12 protein-coding genes and 1 pseudogene are annotated in these 14,441 nt (G+C 73.0%); 5 read left to right on the top strand and 8 right to left on the bottom strand.

What is annotated here, in order from left to right; translation table 11 throughout:
• The first annotated feature begins 25 nt into the window (after window positions 1-25).
• A complete protein-coding gene (locus ABZ385_RS21865; protein WP_358912707.1) occupies window positions 26-589 on the top strand; it encodes a hypothetical protein in 564 nt (187 codons plus the stop codon).
• Between the two features lie 51 nt (window positions 590-640).
• Here the strand turns inward: ABZ385_RS21865 and ABZ385_RS21870 are convergent, their stop codons facing one another.
• On the bottom strand, window positions 641-1,558 hold the full coding sequence (locus ABZ385_RS21870; protein WP_358912708.1) for a 2-hydroxyacid dehydrogenase: 918 nt from the start codon (window positions 1,556-1,558) through the stop codon (window positions 641-643).
• Window positions 1,559-2,108: 550 nt separating this feature from the next.
• On the opposite strand from ABZ385_RS21870, the gene ABZ385_RS21875 reads away from it, so the two are divergent.
• The 3 genes from ABZ385_RS21875 (at window position 2,109) to ABZ385_RS21885 (ending at window position 6,495) form a co-directional block, all read left to right on the top strand.
• Window positions 2,109-3,377, top strand: a complete 1,269-nt coding sequence (locus ABZ385_RS21875; RefSeq protein ID WP_358696735.1) for an ATP-grasp domain-containing protein — start codon at window positions 2,109-2,111, stop codon at window positions 3,375-3,377.
• Window positions 3,378-3,469: 92 nt separating this feature from the next.
• Window positions 3,470-4,816, top strand: a complete 1,347-nt coding sequence (locus ABZ385_RS21880; RefSeq protein WP_358912710.1) for a PLP-dependent aminotransferase family protein — start codon at window positions 3,470-3,472, stop codon at window positions 4,814-4,816.
• Between the two features lie 113 nt (window positions 4,817-4,929).
• Window positions 4,930-6,495 carry an APC family permease gene (locus ABZ385_RS21885; RefSeq protein ID WP_358912712.1) on the top strand — a complete coding sequence of 522 codons (1,566 nt, stop codon included), beginning with the start codon at window positions 4,930-4,932 and terminating at the stop codon, window positions 6,493-6,495.
• Window positions 6,496-6,631: 136 nt separating this feature from the next.
• Here ABZ385_RS21885 and ABZ385_RS21890 read toward each other — a convergent pair whose 3' ends face one another.
• The 3 genes from ABZ385_RS21890 to ABZ385_RS21900 all read right to left on the bottom strand — a co-directional run bounded on the left by ABZ385_RS21890 (window position 6,632) and on the right by ABZ385_RS21900 (window position 8,976).
• Entirely contained in the window at window positions 6,632-7,516 is an 885-nt protein-coding gene (locus ABZ385_RS21890) for an oxygenase MpaB family protein (RefSeq protein ID WP_358912714.1), read from the bottom strand.
• A gap of 150 nt (window positions 7,517-7,666) precedes the next feature.
• On the bottom strand, window positions 7,667-8,167 hold the full coding sequence (locus ABZ385_RS21895) for a DUF664 domain-containing protein (protein WP_358912716.1): 501 nt from the start codon (window positions 8,165-8,167) through the stop codon (window positions 7,667-7,669).
• Between the two features lie 182 nt (window positions 8,168-8,349).
• Window positions 8,350-8,976, bottom strand: coding sequence for a methyltransferase domain-containing protein (locus ABZ385_RS21900; RefSeq protein ID WP_358912718.1), 627 nt, complete (start codon window positions 8,974-8,976; stop codon window positions 8,350-8,352).
• Between the two features lie 200 nt (window positions 8,977-9,176).
• Here ABZ385_RS21900 and ABZ385_RS21905 point away from each other — a divergent pair.
• Window positions 9,177-9,383, top strand: a pseudogene (locus ABZ385_RS21905) (branched chain amino acid aminotransferase); the annotation flags it as partial.
• A gap of 82 nt (window positions 9,384-9,465) precedes the next feature.
• Here ABZ385_RS21905 and ABZ385_RS21910 read toward each other — a convergent pair.
• From ABZ385_RS21910 to ABZ385_RS21925, 4 genes are all read right to left on the bottom strand, one after another.
• Entirely contained in the window at window positions 9,466-10,665 is a 1,200-nt protein-coding gene (locus ABZ385_RS21910) for an acyl-CoA dehydrogenase family protein (protein ID WP_358912719.1), read from the bottom strand.
• A 105-nt stretch (window positions 10,666-10,770) separates the two neighbouring features.
• Complete coding sequence (locus ABZ385_RS21915) at window positions 10,771-11,076, bottom strand: ferredoxin (protein WP_358912721.1); 306 nt, start codon at window positions 11,074-11,076, stop codon at window positions 10,771-10,773.
• A gap of 413 nt (window positions 11,077-11,489) precedes the next feature.
• Window positions 11,490-12,944: a PepSY-associated TM helix domain-containing protein gene (locus ABZ385_RS21920; RefSeq protein WP_358912722.1), complete on the bottom strand. Its 1,455-nt coding sequence runs from the start codon at window positions 12,942-12,944 to the stop codon at window positions 11,490-11,492.
• Window positions 12,945-13,062: 118 nt separating this feature from the next.
• Complete coding sequence (locus ABZ385_RS21925) at window positions 13,063-14,163, bottom strand: cation diffusion facilitator family transporter (RefSeq protein ID WP_358578586.1); 1,101 nt, start codon at window positions 14,161-14,163, stop codon at window positions 13,063-13,065.
• Between the last annotated feature and the right edge of the window lie 278 nt (window positions 14,164-14,441).

A 14,441-nucleotide genomic window follows, 5' to 3' on the forward strand; every position in this document is an offset into this window, starting at 1 on the left:
ATCAGCACTCGCGAAAGGAATGCGCATGCTCTACATGTTCGCCTTCGACAAGGTCGGCGTCGTGGTCGGGGATCTGTACTTCGTCGACCCCGAGCCGCTCAAGGGCCAGGAGAGCCCCGAGCATGGGGTCCGGCTGGAGTTGCGGCTGGTCGAGCAGGGCGAGCTCGTGGACTCCGTCTACGCCGCCTACCCGGTCTCGGTGGGCCGGCCGGTGTGGCGCGCCGACTTCCTGGAGTCGGTCGACGGCAGGCCGGGAAGCTTCGACCGGACTCACCATCACCCGGCGTTCACCGGCTGGGATCCGGGTGAGCGGGTGTTCGTCCGGGAGCTGTCCGCGGATCCCATGGGCTGGCTCGGGGACCGGCTGGCGGACCTCGACGGCCTGCTGGAAGCGGCCCGGTTCCCCGCCGACACGGCCGGTCCGACCGATGCCGCTCAGCTGCGCGGGGCGGCGCCGGAGATCGTGGACGCGACCCGCAGGCTGCTCGAGCGGGTCCGGGCGGGCGAGCTGGGTAACCGGCCGGAGGGCGAGACGCCCGCCCCTCTCCCGGGGCAGCAGCAGGCTCTGGTCCGCTCCGGCTGGTTGTGAGCCGCGTGGGGGCCGGTCCGGCGGGTCGCGGGGACCGGCCCCCGGGGGACGTCAGTAGCCCGCGGGGCCGATCACGTTGGCGAGCGGTTCACCGGCCGCGTAGCGGATCAGCTGGGCCTTCGCCAGGGCCATGGCCCTGCCCGGCGGTGTCCCGTTGGACCCGGCGGTGTGGGGTGTCAGCAGCAGCCCGGGAGCGGACCACAGAGGGTGGCCGCTCGGCAGCGGTTCCGGGTCGGTCACGTCGAGCGCCGCCAGCAACCGGCCGCCGCGCAGCTCGGTGACCAGCGCGTCGGTCTCCACCAGGCGGCCACGACCGGCGTTCACCAACAGGGAGCCGTCCCGCATCCGGCTCAGGAACGCGGCGTCCACCAGGCCGGTGGTGGCCGGGGTCAGCGGCAGCAGGAGGACCACGATGTCCGCCTCGGGCAGCAGCGCGGGCAGCTCGTCCACCGTGTGCACGCCCGGGCGCGCCCGCCGGGCCACCGCCGTGATGTCGGCGCCGAACGCGGCCAGGGCGGGGGCGAGCGCCGAGCCGAGGGAGCCGTACCCCACGAGCAGCACCCGCTTGCCCTCGAGTGTGTCCGTGTGGGTGTAGTCCCAGCGTTCCTCGCGGCGGGCCTGCTCGAAGCGGGGCAGCCGCAGCAGGTGGGCCAGGACGACGCCGGTGACCCATTCGACGACCGCCCGGTCGTAGGCGCCACTGGCGTTGCACAGGACGACGCCTTCGGGCACGTGGGGCCGTATCCACTCCACGCCGGCGGACTCCAGCTGCACGAGCCGCAGCCGGGGCAGCTCGGCGAGCCGGGAGAGCCGGGCGCCGCCGACGCCGTAGGGCGGCACGACCACCTCCACCGTGTCCGCCGAGGCGGGGAGTTGGTCCTCCCCCGTCCACACGTCGGCCCGAAATCCCTTCGGGAGCCCGCCCATGAGCGCCTCCGATTCCGGGGTCGGCAGCCATACGGTGATCACGACCGGCCTCCCCGAAGGAGTGCCGTCGCTATGTCCGCCGGACGCGGGCGGCGGGGTCCGGTAAAGGGGAACGGAGAATTCTCCGGATGGTTCAGTGCACGAAGATCCATGCGCCGCACATTAGCGTCCTCGGTGCGCGCGCGGCCACGTCACGCGAGCAGCTCGCGTCCGCGAATGTCCGTTTGCTCCGGGCGATTTCGGACTGCGGGGTAATTTCGATGGGCCGGATTTCCTGGCGCTCCCGTAATCCGTTGACATCCGTTCAGAACAAAGGCAAGAATTCGCCTGGCACCAAAATCGTCCGGGCGGTCGGCAGACATTCTCAGCGCATCCGCAGCACCATCCGCCCAGTTGCCGAAATCGGCCTCTTCCGTCCGGCCGGCCCCGGCAGCCGAATCCGTGAACGGCGCGGCTGTTCCTCCCGGCACCTCGGGCCCCGTTCGCCGCCGCGGCCGGCGATCGCCGCCCGGCACCCGGTCACGCGCCGGGCCCGCGCGCACGGCGCGTCCCGCGTTCACAGCTCGTCCCCGCACAGACCGAAGGAACCGTCATGACCGATCTGGCCGTTCAGACCCCGGACCCCGCCGAGCCCAAGGCGCCGGTCCTGCTGCTGGTGGGCAGCGGGTACCGCCCCTACCGCGAGTACATCCTGGCCGCGGTCTCCCGGCACTACCGGCTGTGGCTGCTGGACTCGTCCGAGGCGACCTGGCAGCTGGCGTACTGCGCGGGCGCCACCCGGGTCGACACGCGGAACGCGGACGCGGTGCGCGAGGCGGCGCTGGCCGTCGTCGACAAGCTCCCGGTCGTGGGCGTCTTCACCTACGACGAGACGCAGGTCGTCTTCTGCGCACGGCTCGCGCAGGACCTCGGGCTGCCGGGCAGCCCTCCCGAAGCCATCATCAACTGCCGTGACAAGGCCGCCACTCGCGCCGCGCTCACGAGCGCCGGCGTGCCCCAGCCGGCCTCCTTCACCGTGACCACCGCCGAGGAGGCCCTGGACGCGGCCGAGAAGATCGGCTACCCGGTCATCGTCAAGGCTCGGGCCATGGCGGCCAGTTTCGGTGTCGTCCGCGCCGACGGCCCCGCGGACATCGCCGCCGCCTTCGCCGCGGCCGACGGCGCCGACTTCATGAACCTGCCGCGCTACCCGGCGAACGTCCTGGTGGAGGAGTTCCTGACCGGCCCGGAGATCAGCGTCGACGCCGTCATCCACGACGGCGAGGTCCACCCGACCGTCATCGCCCGCAAGCGCCTCGGTCTCGAACCGTACTTCGAGGAGACCGGACACGACGTCGACGCGGGCGATCCGCTGTTCCGCGACGAGGCGCTCCTCGGCCAGCTCCGCGACATCCACCGCGCCCTGGGCTTCCAGTACGGCGCCACGCACTCCGAGTTCAAGCTGACCCCCGCGGGTCCGCGCCTGGTGGAGGTCAACGCCCGGCTCGGCGGGGACCTCATCCCCTATCTGGGTCTGCTGGCGACGGGCGTCGACCCCACGGTCGCGGCGGCCCACGCGGCGGCCGGCCGCAGAAGCGACCTCACACCCAAGCACCGCAAGGCGGCGGCCGTCCGGTTCCTGCTGCCCCAGGGGCACTGCCGGACCGAGGAGGTCGTCGTCCGGGAAGACCGGTTCGGGCCGACCATCCACGAGACGGGCATCACCGCCGAGCCCGGTGACGAACTCGATCTGCCGCCCGCCGCGTTCCTCACCCGCTACGCCCATGTCGTGGCCGTGGGGGACGACTTGGACCAGGTCCTCGACGACCTGCGGGAGCCCGAGCGTCTGGTGGAGCTTCGGGCCGAGGTGCTGCCCGGCTGAACCCGGCGCACCACCGATCCCTGATCCGCTGACGCGGCTCCCGGATCCGCAGTGCCCGCGCCCCGGACCCGGCGACGAGAACAGGACTCCTCATGACCAGTGTTTCCGAGCGGCTCGGCAGCGCTCCGGTGCCTCCGCCCGCGGTGCTCGGCGGTGTCCGGCTGGACGCCGCCGATCTGCACGCCTCGGTGAGCGACCCGTGCCTGACGTCGATGACGCTGCTCAACGACATCACGGGCAGGCACCCGGACGCCGTCTCCTTCGCCGCGGGGCGCCCGTACGAGGGCTTCTACGAGGTCTCCGCGCTCGGCGACCATCTGGGCGCCTTCGAACGGCACCTGGCGGACGATCTCGGCCTGAGCCCCGAGGCCGTGCGGCGCACCCTCTTCCAGTACGGCCGCACCAAGGGATTCATCCACCACCTGATCGCGCGCCATCTGGCGAACGACGAGCGGATGGCGGTGGACCCCGAGTCCGTGCTGGTGACCACGGGCTGCCAGGAAGCCATGGTCCTGGTGCTGCGGGCGCTGCGCCGCGACCACCGCGACGTCGTCCTCACCGCGTACCCCTCGTACGTCGGCTTCCTCGGGGCGACTAGGCTCGTCGACATGCCGGTCCGGCCGGTCGCGGAAGGGCCCGGCGGCATCGATCTGGACGACTTGGCCGAACAGATCCGCCGCGCCCGCGCCGAGGGGCTGCGCCCGCGCGCCTGCTATGTGGTTCCCGACTTCGCCAACCCCAGCGGCGCCAGCATGTCTCGGGCCGACCGCCGAAGGCTCCTGGAGCTGGCCGACCAGGAGGATTTCCTTGTCCTCGAGGACAACCCGTACTCGATGTTCCACGGAGGCGGGGACCGACTGCCCACCCTGAAGTCCCTGGACACCGGGCACCGGGTGGTCTACTTCGGGTCGTTCGCGAAGACGGCTTTCGCGGGGGCGCGCGTGGGGTACGTGGTCGCGGACCAGCCGATGACCGGCGGCGGTCTCTTCGCCGACGAGCTCGCGAAGCTCAAGAGCATGCTCACGCTCAACACCTCCACGGTCGCCCAGGCCGTCGTGGGCGGATTCCTGCTGCGGAACGGCTGCAGCGTGGAGCGCGCCACCGTGCGGGAGGCCCAGGTCTACCGCGACAACCTGCGGGCCGTCGTCAGCGGCTTGCGCGGGCACTTCGGCGACGACGGTCCGCTGCGCGGGTCCGGGGTCTCGTGGAACGTTCCGGCGGGCGGCATGTTCATCGTCGTCACCCTGCCCTTCCGTGCGGACGACGCGCTGCTGGAGTACTCCGCCGAGCGCTTCGGTGTCCTGTGGACACCCATGTACCACTTCTACGCGGGGGACGGCGGGTCGCATCAGATCCGGCTGTCCTTCAGCGTCCTTTCGCCCGAGCGGATCGACGTGGGGATCGGCCGGCTGGCCGCGCTCGTCGCCGACCGCGCCTGAATCCGACGCGCGCAATCACCCGATCGCCGCACTGTGGGGGAAGACATCGTGGAACCGAGAGCACGCAGATCCGTCCTGCCCGACGCCGGGAGCACGAGCCCGGGAGGGGCGGCATGACGGCCACCGCGACGGGGCCGGGGACCCGGCCGAAGCCGGGCCAGGACGGCAACCTGCGGCGCGAGCTCGGTTTCTGGAGTCTGACGGGGGTGGCTTTCGGCGGCATCATCGGTTCGGGCTGGCTCTTCGCCTCCTTCGCCGGGGCTCAGGCCGCGGGCCCCGCGGCCGTGATCTCCTGGGTGATCGGCGGGGCCTCGCTGACACTGATCGCCCTGGTGCTCATCGAGCTGGGCGCCGGCACGCCGGAGGCCGGCGGCATGGTCCGGTGGCCGCGCCTGGCGAACGGCCCGCTCGCGGGCACGCTCATCGGCTGGACGATGCTCCTCGCGGTCGCCAGCACGATGGCCGCACAGGCCTCCGCCATCGTGCAGTACGCCAACCGGTATCTGCCGGGGATGTACGAGGGTGACGCGCTGACCGTCAAGGGACGGCTCGCCGGAGCGTCGCTGCTGCTGCTCCTCGTGATCCTGAACTGGTTCGGGGTGAAACTCTTCGCCCGGCTGAACCTGCTGGTCACCGTGGTCAAGATATGCGTCCCGCTGCTCACGGTCGTGGCGCTGCTGGTGTCGAGCTTCCATCCCGGGAACGTCTCGGCGGGCGGCGGGTTCGCCCCGTACGGGTGGTCGGCCGCGCTGACCGCGATCGCGAGCGCCGGGATCGTCTACGCCATCGACGGCTTCGCCTCCCCCATCGAACTGTCCGCCGAGGCCAAGAACCCTCGGCGGGACATACCCCGGGCGGTGCTGACCGCCATCGGGCTGTCGGTACTGCTGCACATCGTCCTCCAGCTGACCTTCATCTTCGCCGTCCCGCCGGACGCCCTCGGCTCGGGCTGGCGCGGGCTGACCTTCGCCTCCCCCTTCGGCGAACTGGCGCTGCTTCTCAACCTCAGCTGGCTGGCCGCGGTCATCTACGCCGACGCCGTCTTCTCGCCGGGCGGTTCGACGTATGTGACGGTGGCGGCGGGCAGCCGCGAGACCTACGCGGTGGCGAAGAACGAGGCGCTGCCGCGGCGCTTCGCGGTCGTGTCGCAGCGGGTGGGCGTGCCGCGCAACGCCATGGCACTGAACTACGTCCTGAGCGTCGTCGTCCTGCTGCCGTCCAGCGGGTGGCGCGACATCATCACCGTCGTCGGCGCGCTGGCCCTCCTGAGTTACTCGCTGTGTTCCGTGGCGGCGGGCACCTTCCGGGCCGCCGCTCCCGAGCGGCTGGCGGGCTGGGTCCGCGGTCTGGGCTGGATCGCACCGGCCGGTTTCGTCGTCGCCTCGGAGCTGGTGTACTGGTCCGCCTGGGAGAACCTGCGAATCGCGCTGCCCGAACTGCTGGCCGCGGTAGTGCTGTTCGCCGTCCTGCGCCGCCACCGGCTGAACCTCGGGGCGGAACTGCGCACCGGGGCCTGGCTCCTCGGCTACCTCGCGTGGTTGCTGCTGCTCTCGGCGTTCGGCAGCTTCGGCGGCACGGGTCTGATCCCGGCCCCCTGGGACACGGTGGCGGTGGCCCTGTGCGCCCTGAGCACCTACCGGTGGGGCGTGCGCTCGGGCGCGGCGTACCTGCGGCGCTGAAAACGCCCTCTCAACGGCCACCGGTGGTCCCCGTTGCTCCGCCACCCGGCGATGCGGCTCGCAGCCGTACGGCGGACGGTCGTCGGGGTCCTTGGCGCACGCCGTCACCTCGCCGGCTCGCTGCGCCCTCCCCCGGCTACTCCAGCATGGCGATCTGCCTGTGGAGTCGGCGCGGGGCCGGGCGGCTGCCGGGGCCCAGGCGGGCCATGGCGCGCAGGATGTGTTGGGGCGGGAGTTGCCAGCGTACGCGGGCGGGGACGGCCCGCAGGACGGTGCCCGCCCGGACGAGGCGGCGCGTCACCACGGGGGGCGAGGGGGCGGGTCTGCCGTACAGCTCGTGGGCGTACGGCGGCAGGGAGGAGTACGCCAGCGCGGCCACGCGCCGCCACAGCAGGGCGCGGGCCGCAACGAGCAGCGCGGGCGTCGGCGGGTTCCGCAGGAAGTCGTCGACGGCCCGAGCGTCGGGGCCCGCGGCCAGTTCGGGGCGCATCTGGTCGAAGTACGCGGCGAGTTCGGCCGTCGTGCCGGGTACGTCGGCGGGGTCGAGGCCCACCAGGCGGGCGCTCTGCCGGTGTTCGTGGACGTAGCGGTCGGCGAGGTCGTCCGGCATGCGGATTCCCGACCGGCGTGCGACGTGGAGGTAGGAGTCGATCTCCGCGCAGTGCACCCAGCGCAGCAGTTCGGGCTCGTCGACGCCGTACCGCTCCCCGGTGTCCGGGTCGGTGGCGGTGAGCATCGCGTGGATCTTGCGGACGCGGGCGCCGGCCTTCTCGGCGGCCTCGGTGGTGCCGTACGTGGTGGTCCCGACGAAGGCGGCGGTGCGCATCAGGCGGCCCCAGGCGTCCTTGCGGAAGTCACTGTTGTCCATGACGCCGCGCACCGCGCGGGGGTGCAGGGCCTGGAGGTAGAGGGCGCGGATCCCGGCGATCCACATCATGGGGTCGGAGTGGACCTGCCAGGTCACCGACGCGGGCCCGAAGAGGCCGGGGTCGGGGGCGGCCGCGGGTATGGGTGCGGGCATGGGGTCCGTCCTGACCTTGGGGGTCTCGTCCTGGGTCTCGCTCTGAGTCTCGTTCTACGTTTCGTTCTGGGCCGTGCACCTCAAGTGTGCCCGCCCGGGCGGAAACCGGGGAGAAGAGCCGGGGAGGAGGACCGGGGGGAAGGGAGCGGGTCAGCGTCCGGTCGTGCCGTCGATCAGTTCACGGAGGATGTCCGCGTGGCCCGCGTGGCGGCCGGTCTCCTCGATCAGGTGGGTGAGGGCCCAGCGGACGCTGGGCGCGGGAGTGTCCGGACGGGGGCGGGGCAGGGGCGCGGCGAGATCGGCGCACCCGTCGAGCACGTCGTTCGCGCGCTCGACCGCCTCACGGTAACGGGCGACGACCTCGGCAACGCTGTCGGCCGGCGCGGCGCGGAAGGTCCCCGGCCAGTCGGTGACCTCGGCGCCCAGGAACGTGGCACGTTCGACGTGGGTGAGGTGGTGGAGCAGACCGAGCAGATTGGTGCCGGAGAGCACCGCCGCCGCCCGGACGTGCGGTTCGGGGGCGTCCTCGACCTTCGCGGCGACCGAGGTCCGCAGGTAGTCGAGGAACCCGCGCAGCACGTCGGCCTCGCTGCTGCCGGTGCGGAGCGGCGGAGTGTCACCGCGGCGCGCGCGGCGGGGGGCGGTGGGCATGGGGTCTCCTTGGGGTGGGGGTGGCGCGGGACCTTGTCGTGGCGGGCGAGCCCTTGCCTGCGCCCGCCGCGACGGACGCCGACCGTCGCAGGTCTGCAATAGGTACGCAGGTCGCGCGGCCACCGACGGACCACGCCCCGGCACGCCGTACCGGCCAGACGGCGCCAGTCAGACCACGCCGGTCAAGCCGCCCGACGGATGAGCAGGATGTGGTCGATGACCTCGGCGGTGCGCCCCTGGGGCCCGGTGGCGGTCCGGCGCGCCGCCTCGGCCCGTTCGACGGTCCACCCCGCCGGGTCCAGGCCGATGCCCTCGGCGACCTCCCGGGCGCTCGGGTACCGGATGTCGGGGTCCTGGTCCCACGACCAGGGGGCGGTCGAGCCGTGGTCGACGACCAGCAGCCGTCCGCCGGCCCGCAGCGCCTGCGCGGCCGTGCGCAGAACGGTCGCCCTGTCCAGTTCCAGCGGCGTCTGCAAGTAGTGGGCGCTGATGAGGTCGAACGCGCCCCGCGGGAATGTCTCCTGCAGGTCATGCCGTTCGGCGACGACCCGGTCCGCGAGGCCGAGGGCGCCGGCGAGGGCTTCGAGGCGCTGGACCGCCACGGCCGACACGTCGACGGCGGTGACGTGCCACCCCTGGCGGGCGAGCCACACCGTGTCGCCGCCCCCGCCGCATCCGAGGTCGAGCGCGTCGCCGGGCGCCAGATCCGCGGCCGTCTCGGTGAGCCGTGTGTTCGGCCGGGGCTCGGTGTCCGCCGGGCGGGCCGCGTGGACGCCGTCCCAGAAAGCGACCGCATCGGTGGTGCTCATCGGGGCTCCTTCGGTTGGGGAATGAGCCCCAGCCTTGCCGCCGCACCAGGATTCGGCACGGGAACTTGCCGGTTCGGCAAGGTGCGCGGCCCCATCACCCGTCCCCGCCCAGCCAGCCCTTCGCAACCGCCCGCGCCCCGGCCTGGAAGCGGCTGCGGGCGCCCAGCTCCGTCTCAGCAGCTCCTCGTCCGGCCGGCTGCGCCCGTGGCGAGATCACCGAGGTGTTCGCCCGCGGTACGGCCGCGGTGCTCACCCCGGTCGGCACCGTCCGCGACGGCGAGGGCGGTGACTGGACCGTCGGGGACGGCGAGATGGGCCCGGTCACCCGGAAGCTGCGCCAGGCGCTGGTTGACCTCCAGCACGGCCGCGCCGCCGACCCCGACGGCTGGCTGCACCGCGTACGGTGACGACTCCCCCGCCGATCCGGCGTAGAGCGCCCCGTATCGGACCCAGGGGCAGCCCCCGTACGGCTGCGCCGGGGACGGCGCGTCAGCGGCGCACGCGCGGCATTCCCAGGCCGATCCAGGAGATGATCTCGCGCTGGATCTCGTTGTTGCCGCCGCCGAAGGTGAAGATGACGGCCGAGCGGTAGCCGCGCTCCAGTTCGCCGTGGAGGACCGAGCCCGCCGAGCCCTCCTTCAGGGCGCCCGCCGCACCGACGACCTCCATGAGCGAGGCGTACGCGTCGCGGCGGGCCTCGGAGCCGTAGACCTTGACGGCCGAGGCGTCCTGCGGGGTCAGGGTGCCTTCCTGGACGGCGTTCACCATCTGCCAGTTCAGGAGCTTCATGGCGTCGAGCCTGGCGTGGGTGCGCGCCAGGCAGCGGCGGACCCAGCCGAGGTCGATGACGCGGCGGCCGTCGGCGAGTTCGGTGTCCATGGCCCAGCGCTGCACGTCGTGCAGGGCGCGGATGGCCGTGGTGCCGTGGGCGGCGAGGGTGACGCGCTCGTGGTTGAGCTGGTTGGTGATCAGCCGCCAGCCCTTGTTCTCCTCGCCCACCCGGCGGGAGACGGGGACGCGGATGTTCTCGTAGTGGCTCGCGGTGGTGTCGTGCGAGGCGAGGGTGTTGATGAGGGTGCAGGAGTAGCCGGGGTCGCTCGTCGGGACCAGGAGCATGGTGATGCCCTTGTGGAGCGGGACGCCCTCCTCGGGGGCGGCGGTGCGGACGGCCAGCCACACCCAGTCGGCGGTGTCGCCGTTGGTCGTCCAGATCTTCTGGCCGTTGACCGTGTAGTGGCCGGTGGTCTCGTCGCCCTCCCGTACCGCCTTCGTCCTGAGCGCGGCCAGGTCGGTGCCGGCGTCCGGCTCGCTGTAGCCGATGGCGAAGTCGAGTTCGCCGGAGAGGATCCTCGGCAGGAAGTAGCTCTTCTGCTCCTGCGTGCCGTACCGCATGATCGTGGGGCCGACGGTGTTGAGGGCCATCAGCGGGAGGGGTACGCCGGCCTGGGCAGCCTCGTCGAAGAAGATGAACTGCTCCATGGGAGTGAGCCCGCGCCCGCCGTACTCCTTGGGCCAGCCGACCCCGAGCCAGCCGTCGGCGCCCAGGCGCCGGACGGTCTGCCGGTAGAACCGCTTCCGCGCCGCGGCATCGGCGTGGCGCGCGTAGACGTGGTCCGGCACCAGTTCGGCGAAGTACGCACGCAGCTCGGCGCGCAACTGCTGCTGCTCGGGCGTGTATTCGAGGTGCACGGCCCCTCCAGGCTCTGACTGGCTCGCTCGGCCTCGGACTTGACGGCGCACACAGTAGAACCCGTTGCAGAAATAGGGAATGCCGGTGACGGGGGCGGGCGGCGCTCAGCCCAGGGCCGCGAGGAAGTCCTCGCAGGCCCGCGCGCAGCGTCGGCACGCCTGTGCGCAGGTGTCCGAGGCGGGGCCCGGATCGCACAGCGCGGCGCACTGGAGGCACACGTCGCGGCACCACTCGACCTGGGCGCGGACGTGACGCTCGTCCCGGTCGGCCTGGTCCGTCTGTTCGCCGAGGAAGCGGGAGGTCGCGTCGCACACGTCGGCGCACGCGAGGTAGAGGCGGGCCGCGTCATCCGACCCGGCGGGACCCTGGCGGCGGGCACACGCCCGTACGCAGTCCTCGCAGGCCTCCACGCACGCGAAGCGGTCCTCCAGATAGCGGACGAGGTCCTGGTGGTCGCACTGCGGCGGCCCGTCCGCGGGCGCGCCGGGCCGGATGCGCGGGTCCGGCGCGGGGGCGCGGGGGGGTGGCGGGGCGGGGCACGGCCGGTGAGGAGGGCGTGACGGTCACGGGATTGCTCCCTTCGGTCCCGCACGGGTAGCCGAGCCGCACGGGTAGCCGAGCCGCCGCCGGCCAAACCCATCGGGCGCCCGACTCCTCTACGGCCCCCTGCCGGGCACGAGGGAGCCCCGCCGCGACGGGGGAGACACGGCGGGGCCCAATTGTTCGAGTGCCCGTTCCGGGGCGCGTCACACCCTTCTGCCCGAAACTCATCACCACGAGGCCGGATCCGGGCCGGCCGAGGGGTCCGGCCCACGCCGACGGCTCAGGCGTACGTGCGTCTCCCCCGCCGGTACGCGATCTCGCCCAGCACGATGTCCACGGCGAGGAACGCCACGAGCGGGATGCCGAGCAGCGGCACGAAGTAGCCGAGCACCGCGATCGCCGCCATCAGCGGGACCAGGACGTACGGCGGTACGTCCTGCCAGGCGCCGCGCGGCATCGGCCTGCCGAAGGACGAGGCGCGGCCGCGCTGCCACCACATGCGGTAGCCCCACACGATGAGCAGGATCACGCAGAGGGCGAGCGCGGCGAGCGCGATCTGATTGGCGATGCCGAAGAGCGAACCGGCGTGCGCGTCGATGCCCCAGCGCGACAGCTTGGCCAGCACGGGATAGTCGTCGAACCGCAGGACGTCGGTGACTGCGCCGTTCGCCGGGTCCACGGCGACCGAGTCCTGCTTCTCGGGCCAGCTGCGCTGGATCTGCTTGACGACGTACGCCGTCGGCCCGGACGCGTCACCGGCGGGCGGGACGATCTCCACCGGGTCCGAAAGGCCCTGGCCGCGCGCGGACTTCAGGACGGCGTCGAGACCGACGTCGGCTCCCGCCCCGGCCCGCGCTGTCCCGGCCGCGCCCCCGTGCCCGGCGTGCTCCCCGGCGGCCTGCGCGGTCACCGACGGTGTGCTCTGCCCGAGGGAGTCCCGCAAATCGCTGATGCTCTGCCCCGCGTACGTCGACCACGTCAAGCCCGTCGCGGACAGGAAGAACAGGCCGACCGCCGCCCAGACGCCCACCGAGCCGTGCAGCGACAGCGTGCGGCGCCGCCCCGTCGCGTTCCCCGGCTTGTGCCGCTTCCGTAGTGCCTTGCGGCGCCCGAACCACAGGACGAGGCCGCCGCCCGCGATCACCCACAGCCAGCTGGCGGCGAGTTCGCTGTAGAGCCGGCCCGGCTCGCCGAGGTGCAGATCGCGGTGGAGTCCGTCGATCCAGGTGCGCAGGGGAAGCGCCCCGGACGCGCCGTACTGCGCGAGGGCGCCGCGTATCTCGCCCGTGTACGGGTTCACGAAGACCGCGAGCGTCTGGTCGGAGTCGACGCCCGGCACCCCGGAGAGCAGGACGCGTGTGGTGGCGCCGTCCTCGGGCGCGGGCCGGACCGCGCTGATCGTCCCCTCCGGGTGCGCCTGCCGGGCCGCCGCCACCTGGCGGGTCAGGGGCAGTTCGCTCTTGCCGGCCGGGACGGACACGCGCAGTTCATCGGCGTACAGGATTTTCTCGGCCTGGTACGAGCCCGCGTACAGCAGGCCCGTCGTGGCCGCGACCAGGAGGAAGGGCGCGATCAACAGCCCCGCGTAGAAGTGCAGGCGCAGCACCAGCGGACGCAACGACGCCCAGCCGGATCGCCGGGCCGCCGGCCGGGCCTCCGTATCCCCGGGCGGGCTCAAAGGGTCGGCCGGCTGCTGCCCGTCGCCTTCGGCGAGGACGGTGGGTTCGGCGGGCATGAGGCGTTCTCCTGGATCGACGGGCCACGGCCCGACTGCGACCGGGCCGGTCCAGGAGTCGGCCCGGGGTCCCGCGAAGTTCCCGCGCCCCCGTGTGACGTGCGCCACTGCGGCACGGTCAGGTGTGCGTGTGGTGGGCCAGGGTCAGATGTGGGTCGCGCTCCCCCGCCGCCGGTGCCGGGTCCGCGTGCACGAGGGCGCCGGTCAGGCGGGGGACGGCGTGCAGCAGCGCGTGCTCGGCCTCGACCGCCACCTGGTGGGCCGCGCGCACGGTCAGCGCTCCGTCCACGACGACCGCCACTTCGGCGCGCAGCCGATGGCCGATCCACCGCATCCGCAGCTCGCCCACCTCGTACACACCGGGCACCTCCAGGAGCGCGCGTTCGGCCGCGTCGACGAGCGCCGGGTCCACGGCGTCCAGCACGCGGCGGAAGACCTCGCGGGCGGCGTCCCGCAGGACTAGCAGGATGGCGGCCGTGATCAGGAGGCCGACTAGGGGGTCGGCGAGCCGCAGCCCCAGGGCCGCGCCGCCCGCCCCGAACAGCACGGCCAGTGAGGTGAAGCCGTCCGTACGCGCGTGCAGTCCGTCCGCGATCAGGGCGGCGGAGCCGATCTCGCGGCCGACACGGATGCGGTAGCGGGCCACGCCCTCGTTGCCGAGGAAGCCGATCACCGCGGCGAGGGCCACCACGGGCACATGGCTCATGTCGCGCGGATTCAGGAGCCGTTCGACCGCCGACCACGCCGCGAACGCGGCCGAGGCGGCGATCGTGAGGACGATGACGAGGCCCGCCAGATCCTCGGCGCGGCCGTATCCGTAGGTGAAGCGGCGGGTGGCCGCCCGGCGGCCCAGGACGAAGGCGATGCCGAGGGGTACGGCTGTCAGGGCGTCGGCCGCGTTGTGCACGGTGTCCCCGAGGAGGGCGACGGAGTCGGACATCACCACGACGACGGCTTGCGCACCGGCGGTCAGCCCCAGCACCAGCAGGGACACCCACAGCGCCCGGATGCCGCGCGCCGAACTCTCCAGCGCGGTGTCGACCTTGTCGGCGGAGTCGTGGGAGTGCGGGGTGAAGAGGTGGCGCAGGCGGTGGGCGACCCGGGGACGGTCATGCCCGTGGCCGTGGCCGTGGCCGTCGGGGTGCGGATGCGGGTGCGGGTGCGGGTGGTCATGCCCTGCTCGCGGGAGGTGGGGATGTTCGTGGTGCTCGTCGCTCACGTGGTGCCCCTTCCGGTGGGCGGGGCCACGCCGGCCGGGCTCGGCCGCGACGGACCGTCCGGCCCGGTGGCCCCCGGGCGTGCGGGCCCCCATTATGTGCGTATGAGCGCACGCATGCATCTCTCACCTGCACACTCTGCGCACGAGCACACCCCGGGCGCCCCACTCCCCGCGCACCAGCAGGCCCCGGGGCCCTCGCACCCCGCGCACGAGCCCACCCCGAACCCCTCGCACCCCGCACACGAGCCCACCCCGAGCCCCTCGCACCCCGCACACCA

Origin of the sequence: Streptomyces sp. NPDC005898 (assembly GCF_040629635.1) — a bacterium.
Classification (GTDB): Bacteria; Actinomycetota; Actinomycetes; order Streptomycetales; family Streptomycetaceae; genus Streptomyces.